This window comes from Bradyrhizobium dasycarpum, from assembly GCF_042019905.1.
GTDB lineage: Bacteria > Pseudomonadota > Alphaproteobacteria > Rhizobiales > Xanthobacteraceae > Bradyrhizobium > Bradyrhizobium japonicum_B.
Map to the genome: position 1 here is coordinate 3,137,271 of NZ_CP169574.1, position 15,920 is coordinate 3,153,190.

Below are 15,920 nucleotides of genomic sequence, written 5' to 3' on the forward strand. Positions count from 1 at the left end.
GATATTATCGGCAGCTATGCGAAGTCATGCAAGAATCTGCAGCGGCGTGCATAGCGCGGCACGCGAATCCCTAGAGGACGCTGGCCTGCTGCAATTTTCCGAGTGCGTGCTCGACCACTTCGAGCGTGTACGGCTTCTGGACCACCGGCACCGAGGCAAGCTCCGCCGGAAGCGGCGCGCGCTCGCCATAGCCGGTTGCGAAGATGAAGGGCGCGCCGATCTCTTTCAGCTTCTGCGCCACCTTGATGCTGCTCTCGTTGCCGAGGTTGAGATCAAGCAGGGCAAAGCTCGGCCGCGACCGCTCGATCGAACGCAGCGCCTGATCGACGCTGGCGGCGGTGTCGACGTGGCGGGCGCCGAGATCGAGCAGGATGACTTCCGCCGCCATTGCGATGATCAGATTGTCCTCGACAATCAGCGCGGTCTCGGACAGCCGGGGACGGCTGGATTGCTGGTCCTCGATGCGCATGGCGGCTCCTGCTATTGATGGCACGAATTCTACGAAATTTGCGGGGATGACGAACTTCGCCTGCACTCCCAGAAGATCGAAGCGGATCTCGGCATCGCCCTTGAGATCGAACGGCACCGAGCGCTCGATGATCGTGGTGCCGAAGCCCCGCCGCGACGGCGGCTGCACCGGCGGACCGCCGCTTTCCTTCCACTCGATCACGAGGCTCGACGACGGATCGAGCCGCCAGACCACCTCGACGCTGCCGGTGGAATCGGCGAGCGCGCCGTATTTGGCGGAATTGGTCATCATCTCGTGGACGACGAGCGCCAGCGTCGCAAATGCCTTGGGATCGAGCGCGACATCGGGCCCGCCCATCTTGACCCGGCCTGCACGCGCCCCGAGATAGGCGCCGGCCTCGGATTCGACGAGGGTCCGCAGCGCCACCGGCGCCCAGTTCAGATTGGTGATCTGGTCGTGGGCGCGGGCCAGAGCCTGGATACGGCCGCCGAGAACGCTGGCAAACTCCTCCACGTTCGTCGCGGTGTCCTTGCTCTGCGCCACCAGCGCGCGGACCAGGCTCAAGATGTTGCGGACGCGGTGGTTGAGCTCGGCGATCATCAGCTCCTGCCGCTCCTGCGCACCGCGGCGCTCACGCGCGGCGAGGTCGGACAATTGCAGGATCACTTCCAGCAGGGTGACGCGCAGGCTCTCGGCGATGCGGATGTCGGCCGCCGACCACGGCTTCGACTGGCCTGCCACCGTCTCCTGCCAAAGCTCGAAACTCTTGCGCGGCGTCAGCCGCGGTCCGTTCGGACCTTCATCGTAGACCTTGTCGGGGGCGCCAGCCCAATTCACGGACCGCATGACCTCACGGCGGAAGAAGATCAGGCAGTCGCGCGGGGTCCGTGAGATCGGGATCGCAAGAAACCCCGCGGCGCGGTCGCGGAAGGACTGGCCGGCGGCATAGACCTTGGCGATCTCCGCGCTGGCAAAGATCCGTCCCGGCGAAGTCCGGTTGATGAAGGCGACGAGGTCCTTCACCTCGTCCTCGGTGGGCGTGTCGCCCTGAAGCGCGATCTTGTCGTCGGACCACACCGCGACGCCGTCGCAGTCGATCATCTTGCGATAGTCGCCGAGGAAGTCGACGATGGCGCGGCGACTGTGCTCGTGCGAGGCCGCGATCTCGATCAGCCGCTCCTGCACCTGATGGGCGCGGGCCTCATAGGCGACGTCGCCTTCGCGCTCGCGGCCCTCCACGATCCAGGAAAACATCTGCCCGAACAGCTCGGAGGCGGTACGCTTGTCGAACGAGATGTAGCGCGGCGAGTAATGATGACAGGCGAACAGCCCCCACAGCTTGCCATCGCGCAGGATCGACACCGACATCGAGGCGGCCACGCCCATGTTGCGCAGATATTCGATATGGATCGGTGACACCGAGCGCAGCACGCTCATCGAAAGGTCGAGCAAACCCGCATTGTGCGTCGCCGTCGACGTCAGCGCAGCCGGCTTGGCATTGACGTCGGCGATGATGCGCAGCCAGTTGCGCTGATAGAGGGCACGCGCCTGCCTTGGGATATCCGAGGCGGGGTAACGCAGGCCGAGGAAGGATTCGAGCCCCGTCTCCGCCGTCTCCGCGATCACCTCACCCGATCCGTCCGGGTGAAACTGATAGACCATGACCCGGTCGAAGCCGGTCAGCACCTTGAGCTGGCGCGCCGCCTCCCGCGCGAGATCCGTCATGCCGCGCGTCTTGCGAATCCGTTCCAGCATCAGGCGGACAAGCTCGCCGGAATTGACGCCAGGCTCGTGCACGCTCGGCTCCGCCTCGACGACGAGGTAGACGCCGGAGAAATGAAGAGAGAGATCGTAGAGCGGCTTGCCGGGCTGGAGCCTCGAGACCGAACAGGCGCTCGGTGGCATCCGGCCCGCTCAGATGGTCGACATGGCTGCGGATGGTCTGGACAGCGGCTTCGGAGATGACGGTCGACAACGGCCGCTGGAGCAGATCGGCAACGTCGCTTCCGAGAAAGCTGCCGACATTGTCAGAAGCCATGCAAATGGTGAAATCCGAGAGCACAGCGAGCAAGAAGCCGAACGGCTGCACGCAGCCCGGAATGTGGATCGGCTCGCGATCGCAATTGGTGAGATTGACCGCCTCGTTCATGCGCGGTCCGCCGCCTGCTCGAACGCGGCGAAGGCGACCCGCGCCGCCGCAATCACCTCGGCTTCGTCGCAGATCTCGCTGTCGAGCTTTGACAGGAAGCTCTGCCAGAGCCGTTTGCCTGTCCCGTGGCGGAGATAAAGGGTGGCCGCACCGATGCGCGCATCGGTCGCATCGGCGACCGTCTTCAACAGAAATTTCGCGCCCAGACGGGAGCCCTCCAGCACGTACATGGTACCGAGCACGCCGCTGCGCGTGAGCGGCGGCACCGACACCATCGCCGCCGCGCTTGCGCCCAGGCGATCGAGATCGGTCGCAATGGCAGCGCTCCGCGACCGCTCCGGCCAGTCCGGAAAGGTGCGATCCACGCCGGCGTCCGCCAGGGCGGCTTCGAGCGGAAGAAGTGCACCGGCACTGGCATGAAGGAAGCGGCGATAGCCGGAAAAGCCGGTCAGGTCGAACGCGGACAATTGCGCATCGAGCTCGCGATGGGCGTCCGACGTCGCATCCCTTAGGCGTTCACGCAGACCGGATGAGCTGCGGCCCACATGTATTGTAACGTCCGAAGCCCCAACCAGCATACAAGTCCCAGAAAGCCCGCGGTCTCGGGGCGCGATTGCCCCGGAAACCGAAGGAAACGTCGGGGAGCTGCAAAGGTTCCGGAGGGTTGGAGATTCAGCGGAAGCGGCGCGAGCGGCGCCGCTTCCTCGTCATCGATCTATTTGCGACGCACAGGCTTCTTCAGCTCGTAGCCGATCTCGGCCCGGGTCGTGCCGCAATCCTGAAGCTCGCGCTCGGTCATCGCAGCGAGCTGGCGCCGGGCACGGGATCGCTGGCGCCGGGCCCGCGCGAGCTCCACCAGCGTCCGCCACATTCGCACAAACAACGCGAGGCGGGACGGACAGGGTCGGGCGGTGAACGCGACGTCGTCCAATCCGGTCAGCTCGCAGCCCTCACGGCTGCCTGCGGAAACGGCCCCAGCGCCCTCTCCGTCAGGATCGAGTCGCAATACTCGCGGATTTCCTTGATCTTGCCCTCCTCGAGACGGAACACCAGGCAATAATCATTGTCGTAGCGCACGCCCTCGGCCGTGACGTTGTCGCCCTTGGCCTCCACGACGACCACGTCGCCATCGGCGATGAAGCGGTGCGCGACCGTGCGCGTGCGGTCGCGCAGACGCTTGCGCACATAGCCGTGCAGATCGTTGAGGATCGCCTCCTTGCCCGAAAAGGCGCGCGACCAGGAATACTGGCCGGTGACCACCCATTTGGCGTCGTCGGCAAGGCTTGCGGTGAACAGGGCGCGATCGCGCGCGGCCGGATCCGGATCGGCGGCAGCGGCGAAAATATCCTGCATCAGTTTCTTGTTGGCGGCAGCGCTCATGGCAGCATCTCCGTTTGGTGAGAACACCGAGATCATCGCCGGCCGATCTACATTCTTCAAATCGATAGTGGATATGATATGTATTCACCCTATGAATTTGAATTCGCTTGACCTGAACCTGCTGACCGCACTCGACGCATTGCTGCGCGAGACCAGTGTCAGTCGCGCCGCGCTTCGGATGGGGCTGTCCCAGCCGGCGGCGAGCCATGCATTGCAGCGCCTGCGCGACATTCTCGGCGATCCGCTGCTGGTGCGCACCGGCGCGCGGATGGAACTGACGCCGCGGGCGCAGGCCTTGCGCGCGCCGCTCGCTCAGGCGCTGGATCAGGTGCGCGGGCTGTTTGTGCCTGACGACTTCGATGCGGCGCGCAGCGAGCGGCAATTCCGCCTGATGATGCCGGATCTCGCGGTCGAGCTGTTGGTGCCGCGGTTCATGGAGAAGGTGACGCAGGTCGCGCCCAACATCCGCATCGACGTTGTCCCATGGCGGGGATCTGCGATCTTCCACGCCGAATTCGCCCGCACCATCGACCTCGTGATCTCGATCGGAAACGCCTTCAAGGGATTTCACCGCCAGCTGCTCTATACCGACAGCGGCGCATTGGCGGTGCGGCGCGGTCATCCGATAGGCGCAAAGCTGAAGCGGCGCGAAAGCTTCCTGGCCGCACGCCATGTCGGCGTGATCATTCGCGGCAGCAATGAGGATTTGATCGACACCTGGCTGCGAGCCAAGGGCATCGAGCGGCACATTTCGCTGGTGGTGTCAGGTTATCTCGAAGCGCTGCACGTCGCCGCCCGCACCGACCTCGTCGCCTTCGTGCCGCGCCGGCTGATTGCCGCATTGTCGAAGCAACTCGGCCTCGTCACGGTGACGCCGCCGCTCGACCCCGGGATCGACGAGCAGTTCATGTTTTATCCGACCCGGGCTCAGATGGACCCCGGCTCGATCTGGCTGCGAAGGCTGATGCTGGAGACCGGGCGGGAGTTGGAGAACAAACTTCGTAGGGCGGATTAGCCGAAGGCGTCATCCGCCAACCTCGTCGAGAGATCAATGAAGCTTGGTGGGTTACGCCGAGCAAATGCGCTTTGCGCATCTGCTCGGCTAACCCACCCTCCAAGAGTCGTCACGCCTTCTGCGCCGCCATCACCTTGCGCACCGCGGGGCGGTCGGACATGCGCTTGAAGTGATCGGCGATCTTCGGCATCGCATTGATGTCGACGCTGTCGCCTTCGAGCCAGGTGGAGAGCGTGAAGAGATAGGGATCGCAGATCGTGTACTGCTCGCCCATCACCCAGGGTCCCCCGAACATCTTCTGCTCGATCAGCTTGAAGCAGGCGGCCATGGTCTTCGGAACCATCGCCTTCATGTCGGCGAACGAGCTCTCCTGGGTCGCCCAACGCGCGCCGCGCATCTTGTGGGCGTGGTTGATGTGCACGGTCGAGCACAGATAGGAATTGAACGACTGCACCTGGGCGAAGTCGAAGGGATCGTCGAGCGGCGCGAGCTTCGCCTTGGGGAAGGTCTGAGCGAGGTAGGCCAGCATCGCCGGCGTCTCGGTCAGGACGCCGCGATCGGTCACCAGCGCCGGCACGCGGCCCTTCGGGTTGATCTTGAGATAATCAGGGCTGTTCTGCTGGTTGTCCTTGAAGCTCAACCGTTCGGCCGTGTAGTCGGCGCCGGCCTCCTCCAGGGTAATGTAGGTGGCGAGCGCGCAGGTGCCGGTGGCGTAGTAGAGCTTGAGCATGTCGGACCTCGTTGGGAAAGTCCGAGGTTAGCGGCCCTCCGCCGTGCCGTCCATAGGCGACCTCTTCGCAGTTGCCCACCGCCGCCCGGCTGTGCGAAGACGCCGTCAATCGGAGGGGGACCTTGTCATGACCGTACTCATCGCCGGCGGCGGCATCGGCGGGCTGACGCTTGCGCTCAGCCTGCACCAGATCGGCGTTCCCGTGAAAGTGTTCGAGAGCGTCGCCGAGCTGAAGCCGCTCGGCGTCGGCATCAACGTGCTGCCGCATGCGGTGCGCGAGCTGATCGAGCTCGGGCTGCTGGACAAGCTGGATGCCAGCGGCGTGCGGACGCGCGAGCTCGCCTATTTCTCCAAGCACGGCAAGCCGATCTGGAGCGAGCCGCGCGGGCTGGAGGCCGGCTACAAATGGCCGCAATTCTCGATCCATCGCGGCACCCTCCAACAGATCCTGCTGGACACCGCGGTCGAGCGGCTCGGCCGCGACAACATCCTCACCAGCCATCATCTGACCGGATGGACCGAGACCGCAAGCGGCGTGCGCGCCGACTTCATCGACCGCGCGACCGGCAAGGCGGCCGGGACCCATGAAGGCGCGATCCTGATCGCCGCCGACGGCATTCATTCCGCCGCGCGAGAAAAGCTCTATCCGAACGAAGGCCCTCCGATCTGGAACGGCCGTATCCTCTGGCGCGGCGTCACCCCGGCGAAAGCCTTCCTCACCGGCCGCACCATGATCATGGCCGGGCACGAGATCCTGAAATTCGTCTGCTACCCGATCAGCAAGGAGCCTGACGCGAACGGCAACCACCTGATCAACTGGGTCGCGGAGCGGCACATGCCGCCGACCTATCAGTGGCGGCGCGAGGATTATAACCGCACCGCGCGCCTGGAGGAGTTCCTGCCCTGGTTCGAGAGCTGGACGTTCGACTGGCTCGACGTGCCCGGCCTGATCAAGAACTGCCCGCACGCCTATGAATATCCATTGGTTGACCGCGATCCGGTCTCGCAATGGACGTTCGGCAAGGTCACGCTGATGGGCGACGCCGCGCATCCGATGTACCCGATCGGATCGAACGGCGCCTCGCAGGCGATCCTCGATGCCCGCGTCATCACCCGCGAGATTCTCGCGCACGGGCCGACCAGCGCGGCGCTGCTCGCCTATGAGGCCGAGCGCCGGCCCGCGACGACCGATCTCGTCCTGCTCAACCGCAAGAACGGCCCGGAGCAGGTGATGCAGCTGGTCGAGGAGCGCGCGCCCGAGGGCTATAAGATCGTCACCGACGTGCTGTCGCAGCAGGAGCTGGAAGACATCGCCGCCAATTACAAGCGCGTCGCGGGATTCCAGGTGGAAGCGCTGAACGCCAAGCCGCCGATCGTGAGCAAGGATGCACGGGCGAGTGCGTAACGTGCTCGCTCGAGGCGAGATGCGCATGAATGCGCCCTCGCCCCTTGCGGGAGAGGGCAGCGACGCCGGTAGACGCAAACTCACTTGGGTGAGGGGTCTGGCTGCGCGCATTCGTCTCGCTGTAGAGTTCGGGGATAGAACCCCTCATCCGGCGCTTCGCCCGCAAGGGGAGAAGGGGTACCGCATCCGCGGCCCGGCTATTTCCCCACCACCCTCGCCGCCTCCAGCAGCCGCTCGCTCGCGCTCGCTGTCGCCAGCACCGTGCCGTCCTGCGCCATCAGCTTGGCCTCGACGAAGGCGATTGTCTTGCCGAGCTGGGTCACCTTGGCTTCGCCAATGATGGTCCCAGGCTTCGCCGGACTGAGGAAATTCACCGTCATGCTGATGGTGGTGGTGTAGAGTCGGCCCTCGCTCATCACCAGCACTGCAGGGCCCATGGTGTCGTCGAGCATGGCCGAGAGCATGCCGCCCTGAATGAAGCCCGCCGGATTGCAGAATTCCGGCTTGCCCTCGAAGGCGAGCCTGATCCAGCCTTCCTCCGGACGGGCATCGAGCAGTCGCCATCCCAGCAGCTCGGCACAGGGCGGTCTCGGAAAGTCGTCGAGTGCGGTCTTGACCATTGGCAGCCTCCGTTCGCAATCCCTAACGCAGCGCTGCTGCCAGCGTGCTGTCAGGAGGTTCGGCGCGGCGCAAGATCCAGCACATGCGCGATCACCTTGCGCATGAGGTTGGGCAGCGCTTCATCGGCCAAGGTCGCGGTCGGCACCCACCGCATGCCCTCGGGTGCGCGCGTGTGCGCCGCCGCCTGCGCGGTGTAGACCACGAGCTCCAGCGGAAAATGCGTGAAGACGTGGGTGACCACGCCCGCCTTGCGTTGCCAGCGCGACAATCCTTTCAACTCGGGCGCCTGCCGCTTCGCGGTCGCGTCGTCCTGGCCGGCGAGCCAATCCGAACCCGGCACCTCGGTCATGCCGCCGAGCAGCCCCTTTTCGGGCCGGCTGCGGACCAGCAGCTCGTCGCCGCGCGTCACGACGAAAGCGGCGCCGCGGCGCAACGTGCCGCTCTTCTTTGGCGCCTTGCGCGGAAACGTCTCCTGCGTGCCTTGCGCACGCGCGATGCAAGCCTCGTTCAGCGGGCACAGCGAGCACGCCGGCTTCTTCGGCGTGCAGATCGAGGCACCGAGATCCATCAGCGCCTGTGCGCTGTCTCCGGCCCGGCTGTCGGCCAGCAGCGTCGCCGCCAGTCGCTGGATCAGCGGCTTGGCCTGCGGCAGCTCTTCCTCGACCGCAAAGAGCCGCGACACCACGCGCTCGATATTGCCATCGACCGGCATGGTGCGGCGGTCGAAAGCGATCGCCGCAATCGCCGCCGCCGTATAAGGCCCGATCCCCGGCAGCGCGCGCAAGCCCTCCTCGGTGTCGGGAAAGACGCCGCCATGCTCGCGCGTCACCGCGACGGCGCAGGCATAGAGGTTGCGTGCGCGCGAGTAATAGCCGAGCCCGGCCCACATCCGCAGCACGTCATCCTGCGAGGCGCGTCCGAGCGCGGTGACATCCGGCCAGCGTGCGACGAATTTTTCGAAATAGGGCCCGACCGCCTTCACCGTGGTCTGCTGCAGCATGATCTCGGACAGCCAGACCCGGTACGGGTCCGAGACCTCTCCGGGCGCGGCGCGCCAGGGCAGCCGGCGGCGGTGGCGGTCGTACCAGGCGAGCAGCAATGAAGGACAAGCCGATGTCTCCGGTGCGGAAGGTTCCGGCTTCGGCTTGCGGACGGTTCTAGAACTCATTCCCGCACTGTAACGGCAATGCACTGGCCTCTCTACGTCATGCCCGCGCTGGTCGCGGGCATCCACGTGTTTCTTCGCGGGAAGCGGATGGGCGGGAAGAGCGTGGATGGCCGGGACTTCGCCGCGCCGAAGCGGCTTCGGCCGCGCAGGCGGGACAAAGCCCGGCCATGACGAACCGCGGGTCTGTAGCCTTCTCGACGAAGTGTTATAAGGCCCCATGGCCAAATTCCCGCCCAAACCCGGCCCCATCAGCGCCAAGCCGCTCGGGATCCTGCTCGACGACGTCTTTGCCGAGGCCTATGCCAAGCAGGGCTTCGCGGCGCGCGAGCTGGTGACGCGGTGGGCGCAGATTGCAGGAGCCGAGATCGCCGCCCATGCCGAGCCCTTGAAGATGCAATGGCCGCGGCCGGTCGAGGGGCAGCCGCAGGAGCCGGCGACCCTGGTGCTGCGGGTCGAGGGGCCGATGGCGCTGGAGATCCAGCACTCCGCCGACGTGATCCTGGAGCGGGTCAATCGCTTCTTCGGTTGGAGCGCGGTCGGGAAGCTGGCCTTCCGCCAGGCCCCCTATCGCGGCCCCAGGCCCGGAAGCGGCCGGCCCCGCCGGACCCCAAACGCGTCGCCAAGGTGGCCGAGAGCCTTGGGGAGATCGAAGATGAAGAACTGAAGACGGCGCTGGCCCGGCTCGGGGCCGCCATCAAGCGAAATTGAGCCTCATTTCGCGGCCAATCTGGACCCGTCCTCGTCGCTCGCCATTGCCTCAAACCACGTTTCAAGCTAGCGACAGGCCGCCCGGGAACCTCGACACCCCCCGGGCGAGACCACGCCAATTCGGGAGCCGACCGTGATCATCACCCGCCGCGCCTTCACCACGATGCTGTCGCTGACCGGGCTTGCCGCGCTCGCCGGGCTCTCGCCGCTCCGCCTCATCTCCGATGCCATGGCGCAGTCGGCCGCCGACGTCGCCAAGCCGGTGTCGCTGCCCGACATGGCGCTCGGCCCGAAGGATGCCGCCGTCACCATCACCGAATACGCCTCGATGACGTGCCCGCACTGCGCCGTCTTCAACGAGCAGGTGTTCCCCAAGATCAAGAAGGAATACATCGACACCAACAAGGTGCGTTACATCTTCCGCGAGTTCCCGCTCGACATCAAAGCCGCCGCCGGCTCGATGCTGTCGCGCTGCATCGCCAAGGACGACGCGCCGAAATATTTCGCGGTCACCGACATGCTGTTCCGCCAGCAGAACGACTGGGTCATGAAGAACACCACCGAGACCCTGACGCGGATCGGCAAGCAGGCCGGCCTCACCCAGCAGCAGGTCGAAGCCTGCCTGAAGGACCAGGCGCTGCTGGACAAGATCGCCGCCGACCAGAAATACGCCAGCGACGTGCTCAAGGTGGATTCGACGCCGACCTTCTTCATCAACGGCGAGAAGATCAAGGGCGAGACCTCGTTCGAGGAGTTCGCCAAGAAGATCAATCCGCTGCTGAAGAGCTGATTCGCACGCGACAGCTCTGATTCGCGCCTCCAAAGCCGTATCTTTCCGGCATAAATCCCTTGGGAAAAGCGGCTTTCGCCGGTTGCCCTCGCTGCCCACCGCGGCCATTGTCCAGCCGCATGAGGCGCCTCGCGCGACTCGCCCGGATAGCGACATTGCCTTTCATGGTATTGTCCCGGCAGGGGGATTCGCGCCTGCCAACAGAGATGCGTGCTTATGAAAATCACCCGCCTGCGCCTTCACGGTTTCAAGTCCTTCGTTGAGCCCACGGACTTCGTCATCGAGCCCGGCCTGACCGGCGTGGTCGGCCCCAACGGCTGCGGCAAGTCGAATCTCGTCGAGGGCGCTGCGCTGGGCGATGGGCGAGACCTCCTACAAGAGCTTGCGCGCCGCCGACATGGACGCGGTGATCTTCGCCGGCTCCGGCAACCGTCCCGCGCGCAACCACGCCGAAGTGACGATGACGATCGACAATGCCGATCGCACCGCGCCCGCGGCGATGAACGACAGCCAGCTGCTCGAAATCTCCCGCCGCATCGAGCGCGAGGCCGGCTCGGTCTATCGCATCAACGGCCGCGACGTGCGCGCCCGTGACGTGCAGATCCTGTTCGCCGATGCCGCCACTGGCGCGCGCTCGCCCGCCCTGGTCCACCAGGGCAAGATCGGCGAGATCATCCAGGCCAAGCCCGAGCAGCGCCGCCGCGTGCTGGAAGACGCCGCCGGCGTCGCCGGCCTGCATGCCCGCCGTCACGAAGCCGAGCTGCGGCTGAAGGCGGCCGAAACCAACCTCACCCGCGTCGAGGACGTGATCGGCCAGCTCGCAGGGCAGATGGAAGGCCTGAAGAAGCAGGCCCGCCAGGCAGTGCGCTACCGCGAGGTCGCGGCCAAGGTCCGCAAGGCCGAAGCCACGCTGTACCATCTGCGCTGGATCGGCGCTCATGCCGACGTCAACGAGTCCGGCCAGACTCACGACCTCGCCGTCCGCGAGATGGCCGAGCGCACCCAGCACCAGGCCGAGGCCGCCCGCATCCAGGCGATCCGCGCCGCGGAGATGCCTGCCCTGCGCGATGCAGAAGCGCGCGCTGCGGCCGGGCTGCAGCGCCTGACCAATGCCCGCGAGCTGCTCGACCGCGAGGAAGAGCGGGCCAAGGAGCGCGTCGCCGAGCTCGAGCGCCGCCTCGCCCAGTTCGAGGGCGACATCTCGCGTGCCCAGCAGCAGACCATGGATGCCGACGTCGCGCTGCAGCGGCTCGACACCGAAGACGCCGAGCTGAAGGAAGAGATCAAGTCGCGGGTCGAGAAGCGCTCCGGCGTCGACGAGCGTGTCGCCGAGGCCGAGGCGGTGCTGACCGAGACCGAGCAGCAATTCGCCGAGCTCACCACTGCGCTCGCCGACCTCACCGCCAAGCGCAATCAGCTCGAAGCCAACGTCCGCACCCACCGCGACAAGCTCGCCCGGCTCGACCAGGAGATCGCGAACGTCGCGGCGGAAGAGCAGAAGCTCACCGAGGCGACCGGCGGCTTCGGCGATCTCGACGAGCTGACCGCTCTGGTCGAGACCGCGGAAGAGACGCTGGCGGCGTCCGAAGCTGCGGCACAGGCCAGCGAAGCAGCCCACGTCGCGGCCCGCCAGACCCTGGAATCCTCGCGCTCGCCGCTGGTCGAAGCAGACAAGCGCGTGCAGCGGCTCGAGACCGAGGCGCGCACGATCTCCAAGATCGTCAACGGCGAGACCAAGAATCTGTGGCCGCCGATCATCGACGGCATCACCGTCGACAAGGGCTTTGAGAAGGCGATCGGCGCCGCGCTCGGCGACGATCTCGACGCCCCGATCGATCCGTCGGCGCCGATGCGCTGGACCAATGTCGGCCACACCGAAGGCGATCCGGAGCTGCCCGAAGGCGCGGTGCCGCTCGCCAACCATGTTCAGGCGCCGGCCGAGCTGGCGCGCCGCCTCGCCCAGATCGGCGTGGTGCCGCGCGAACGCGGCGCCGAGCTGGTCTCGCAGCTCAAGACCGGCCAGCGGCTGGTCTCGCCAGAAGGCGATGTCTGGCGCTGGGACGGTTTCGTCGCCGCGGCGCACGCCCCGACCGGCGCCGCCCGCCGCCTCGCCGAGCGCGCCCGCCTCGTCGACATCGAAAACGAGCTGGAGCAAGCCCGCATCGACGCCCAGATCAAGCGTCAGGCGCTGGAGAACGCCGAGTCCGAGCTGCAGATGGCGGCGAGCACCGAAGGCGCCAGCCGCGAAGCCTGGCGCGCCGCGCAGCGCGAGCTCAACGTGGCGCGCGAGCGTCATGCCAACGCCGAGCGCGAGATCAGCCGCCATGCCGCGCGCAAGGCGACGCTGTCGGAAGCGCACAGCCGCCTCGCCGCCGACCGCGCCGAGGCCGAGGCTGCCTACGAATACGCTCAGGCCGGCATCGGCGAGCTGCCGTCGAGCGAGGACACCGAGACGCGTCTTGCCGCCGTCCGCAGCGACATCGAAGGCCATCGCCGCATGGCCGCCCAGGTCCGCGCCGAGGCGCAGGCGCTGGCGCGCGAAGCCGAGCTGGCCGACCGCCGCGTCCAGGCGATCCTCGCCGAGCGCACCGAGTGGCAGAACCGCAAGGAGAGCGCGGCCTCCCATATCGACACCATCCAGGCCCGCATCGCCGAGCTTACGATCGAGCGCAGCGAGCCCGAGAACGCGCCGGCCGTGTTCGCCGAGAAGCGCAGCGCGCTGATCACCGAGATCGAGTACGCGGAAAACGACCGCCGCATGGCCGCCGACGCGCTCGCCACCGCGGAAAGCGCGATGGCGGAGACCGACCGCGTTGCGAAGCTGACGCTGGAGGCTCTCTCCAGCGCCCGCGAGGCCACCGCCCGCGCCGAAGAACGCATGGAAGGCGCCCGCCGCCGGTTGGAAGACGTCGAACGCGAGATCCGCGACATGCTCGAGGTCGAGCCGCAGGCCGTCGCAGGCCTCGCCGAGATCGAGCCCGGCGCCGAGCTGCCGCCGCTGCACGACATCGAGGAAGAGCTCGAAAAGATGCGCCGCGACCGCGAGCGTCTCGGTGCGGTCAACCTGCGCGCCGAGGAAGAGCTACGCGAGGTCGAGACCCAGCACACCGGCCTCGTCACCGAGCGCGACGACCTCGTCGAAGCCATCAAGCGGCTGCGCCAGGGCATCCAGAGCCTCAACAAGGAGGCGCGCGAGCGGCTGTTGACCTCGTTTGAGGTCGTCAACAACCACTTCAAGCGGCTGTTCGTCGAACTGTTCGGCGGCGGCGAAGCCGCGCTGCACCTGATCGAGAGCGACGACCCGCTGGAAGCCGGTCTCGAAATCATCGCCAAGCCGCCGGGCAAGAAGCCCCAGACGCTGTCGCTGCTGTCGGGCGGCGAGCAGGCGCTGACGGCGATGGCGCTGATCTTCGCGGTGTTCCTGACCAACCCCTCGCCGATCTGCGTGCTGGACGAAGTCGACGCGCCGCTCGACGACCACAACGTCGAACGCTACTGCAACCTCCTGCACGAGATGACAGGCTCGACCGACACGCGCTTCATCATCATCACGCACAACCCGATCACGATGGCGCGGATGAACCGCCTGTTCGGCGTCACCATGGCCGAGCGCGGCGTGTCGCAGCTGGTGTCGGTCAGCCTTGCCGAGGCCGTGGACATTCTCGACCAGAACGTGGCGTGACGTCTGTGCCGTCATTCCGGGGCTCGCGCAGCGAGAACCCGGAATCTCGCGCAACAGTCTCGAACTCCCGGGTTCGCGGCTGCGTCGCGCCCGGGGATGACGGCGGGCAAACATGATCGCCCCCACCATTCCCGCCGAGCTGAAAGCGGCCCTCGACGGCAAGCTCCACGGTTTCTCCCGCACCGACGCGGCCCAGCGCTCGCAAAAGATCTCGACTGCCTATCGTGCCGGCGGCGGCTCCGGCACGATCAAGTCCGAGGCCGATGCCCTCGCCTACGCGCTGGCGCGGATGCCGGCGACCTACGCGGCGGTGGCCGCGAGCCTGAATGCACTCACCGAGATTGCGCCGGACTTCGCTCCGGGAACGCTGCTCGACGTCGGCGCGGGCCCGGGCACCGCGAGCTGGGCCGCCGCGGAGGCGTTTCCGTCGCTGCAGGACTTTACGCTGCTCGACGCCAACGCCACGCTGAGCCGCCTCGCGCTCGAACTGGCGCGCAACAGCTCGCGGCTCGCCGAGTGCCGATATCTGCCCGGCGATGCCGGCGCCAACCTCGCCGAGGTCTCACAAGCCGATCTCGTCATTGCCAGCTACATCATCGGCGAATTCGGCGAAGCTGATCAGCGCAAGCTCGCGGAGGCGATGTGGGCGAAAGCACGCCAGGCGCTGGTCGTGATCGAGCCCGGCACGCCGGCCGGCTACGGCCGCATCCTCGCGCTGCGCCAGCAGCTGATCGCGGCTGGCGCTTACGTCGCCGCGCCCTGCCCGCACGAACGGCCCTGCCCGCTCATCGCGCCGGACTGGTGCCATTTCTCTCAGCGCCTGCCGCGCTCGCAAGCGCACCGGCAGATCAAGGGCGCCGAGGTGCCGTTCGAGGACGAGCGCTACATCTACGTCGCGCTGACCCGCACAGAACCCGCAAGCCGCGCCGCGCGCGTGCTGGCGCCGACGGAGGTCGGCAAGGCCGAGATCACGGCCAAGCTCTGCACAGAAGACGGCGTTGGGCTTGCGAAGGTACCTCGGCGCGACAAGGCAGCCTATGCAGCAGCCCGGCGCTGGCGCTGGGGCGACGCCGTCATTGCTGAAAGTTAACCTCGTTGCTCGCTTTGCCTTGAACTTGAGCGGCTCCCCGTTCGACCAAGTCCTACCTCCCTTATGCGTCGGGCTCTCATCCTGCGCCAATTTGGTCTATCCTAGCGCCCGCCTTCTTCCCTCTTCAGGAGTCCTCCATGTCGACCGGCTGGATCGTTCTCGGCGTCATCGTCGTCCTCGCGCTGTTCGCCTTCAGCGCGTATAACCGCCTGGTGGCGCTGAGCCAGCGCGTCGGCCAGGCCTTTGCCGATATCGACGTGCAGCTCAAGCAGCGCCACGACCTCGTTCCGAACCTGGTCGAGACCGTGAAGGGCTATGCCACGCATGAGCGTGGCACGCTCGACGATGTCATCAAGGCGCGCAATTCGGCGATGTCCGCGCAGGGGCCGGCGCAGGTGTCCGCGGCCGAGAACCAGCTGTCCGGTGCGCTCGGCCGGCTGATCGCGCTGTCGGAGGCTTATCCCGACCTCAAGGCCAACGCCAATTTCCAGCAGCTCGCATCCGAGCTTTCCGACCTCGAGAACAAGATCGCGGCGAGCCGCCGCTTCTTCAACAGCGCGGTCCAGGAATACAATACCGGCATCCAGCAGCTGCCGGCTGCGCTGTTCGCCGGCATGTTCGGCTTCACCAGGAAGGACTTCTTCGATCTCGGCGCCACCCGCACCGAGGTCGAGGCGGCGCCGCAGGTGAAGTTCTGACGTTATCTCACCTTC

11 protein-coding genes and 3 pseudogenes are annotated in these 15,920 nt (G+C 66.5%); 7 read left to right on the plus strand and 7 right to left on the minus strand.

The features are described from left to right. Positions 1-70: 70 nt before the first annotated feature. The 4 genes and pseudogenes from ACETMP_RS15205 to ACETMP_RS15220 form a co-directional block, all read right to left on the minus strand. A pseudogene (locus ACETMP_RS15205) lies at positions 71-2,618 on the minus strand (HWE histidine kinase domain-containing protein). Further along, positions 2,615-3,196, minus strand: coding sequence for a biliverdin-producing heme oxygenase (locus tag ACETMP_RS15210; protein ID WP_375161562.1), 582 nt, complete (start codon positions 3,194-3,196; stop codon positions 2,615-2,617). The pseudogene ACETMP_RS15205 and the gene ACETMP_RS15210 overlap by 4 nt, the downstream one beginning before the upstream one ends. A gap of 137 nt (positions 3,197-3,333) precedes the next feature. Continuing rightward, complete coding sequence (locus ACETMP_RS15215) at positions 3,334-3,549, minus strand: DUF1127 domain-containing protein (RefSeq protein ID WP_375161563.1); 216 nt, start codon at positions 3,547-3,549, stop codon at positions 3,334-3,336. Between the two features lie 5 nt (positions 3,550-3,554). Continuing rightward, positions 3,555-3,998, minus strand: coding sequence for a nuclear transport factor 2 family protein (locus tag ACETMP_RS15220; RefSeq protein ID WP_375161564.1), 444 nt, complete (start codon positions 3,996-3,998; stop codon positions 3,555-3,557). A gap of 91 nt (positions 3,999-4,089) precedes the next feature. On the opposite strand from ACETMP_RS15220, the gene ACETMP_RS15225 reads away from it, so the two are divergent. After that, positions 4,090-5,013 (plus strand): LysR family transcriptional regulator, encoded by a 924-nt coding sequence (locus tag ACETMP_RS15225; protein ID WP_375161565.1) that lies wholly within the window; start codon positions 4,090-4,092, stop codon positions 5,011-5,013. 109 nt (positions 5,014-5,122) lie between these two features. On the opposite strand, the gene ACETMP_RS15230 is transcribed toward ACETMP_RS15225, so the two are convergent. Next, positions 5,123-5,743, minus strand: coding sequence for a glutathione S-transferase family protein (locus tag ACETMP_RS15230; protein ID WP_375161566.1), 621 nt, complete (start codon positions 5,741-5,743; stop codon positions 5,123-5,125). A gap of 127 nt (positions 5,744-5,870) precedes the next feature. Here ACETMP_RS15230 and ACETMP_RS15235 point away from each other — a divergent pair, with 127 nt between their 5' ends. After that, positions 5,871-7,148 carry a flavin-dependent oxidoreductase gene (locus tag ACETMP_RS15235; RefSeq protein WP_375161567.1) on the plus strand — a complete coding sequence of 426 codons (1,278 nt, stop codon included), beginning with the start codon at positions 5,871-5,873 and terminating at the stop codon, positions 7,146-7,148. 197 nt (positions 7,149-7,345) lie between these two features. Here ACETMP_RS15235 and ACETMP_RS15240 read toward each other — a convergent pair whose 3' ends face one another. Then, positions 7,346-7,768 (minus strand): PaaI family thioesterase, encoded by a 423-nt coding sequence (locus ACETMP_RS15240; RefSeq protein WP_375161568.1) that lies wholly within the window; start codon positions 7,766-7,768, stop codon positions 7,346-7,348. Positions 7,769-7,818: 50 nt separating this feature from the next. After that, positions 7,819-8,937, minus strand: coding sequence for an A/G-specific adenine glycosylase (mutY, locus tag ACETMP_RS15245; protein ID WP_375161569.1), 1,119 nt, complete (start codon positions 8,935-8,937; stop codon positions 7,819-7,821). 217 nt (positions 8,938-9,154) lie between these two features. On the opposite strand from mutY, the pseudogene ACETMP_RS15250 reads away from it, so the two are divergent. The 5 genes and pseudogenes from ACETMP_RS15250 to ACETMP_RS15270 all read left to right on the plus strand — a co-directional run bounded on the left by ACETMP_RS15250 (position 9,155) and on the right by ACETMP_RS15270 (position 15,905). Next, positions 9,155-9,645: pseudogene (locus ACETMP_RS15250) on the plus strand (DUF721 domain-containing protein). Between the two features lie 133 nt (positions 9,646-9,778). After that, a complete protein-coding gene (locus ACETMP_RS15255) occupies positions 9,779-10,435 on the plus strand; it encodes a DsbA family protein (protein WP_028134866.1) in 657 nt (218 codons plus the stop codon). A 216-nt stretch (positions 10,436-10,651) separates the two neighbouring features. Continuing rightward, a pseudogene (gene smc / locus ACETMP_RS15260) lies at positions 10,652-14,117 on the plus strand (chromosome segregation protein SMC). Between the two features lie 112 nt (positions 14,118-14,229). Next, positions 14,230-15,207, plus strand: coding sequence for a small ribosomal subunit Rsm22 family protein (locus ACETMP_RS15265; protein WP_375161570.1), 978 nt, complete (start codon positions 14,230-14,232; stop codon positions 15,205-15,207). Between the two features lie 137 nt (positions 15,208-15,344). After that, positions 15,345-15,905 carry a LemA family protein gene (locus ACETMP_RS15270; RefSeq protein WP_028134863.1) on the plus strand — a complete coding sequence of 187 codons (561 nt, stop codon included), beginning with the start codon at positions 15,345-15,347 and terminating at the stop codon, positions 15,903-15,905. Positions 15,906-15,920: the final 15 nt, after the last annotated feature.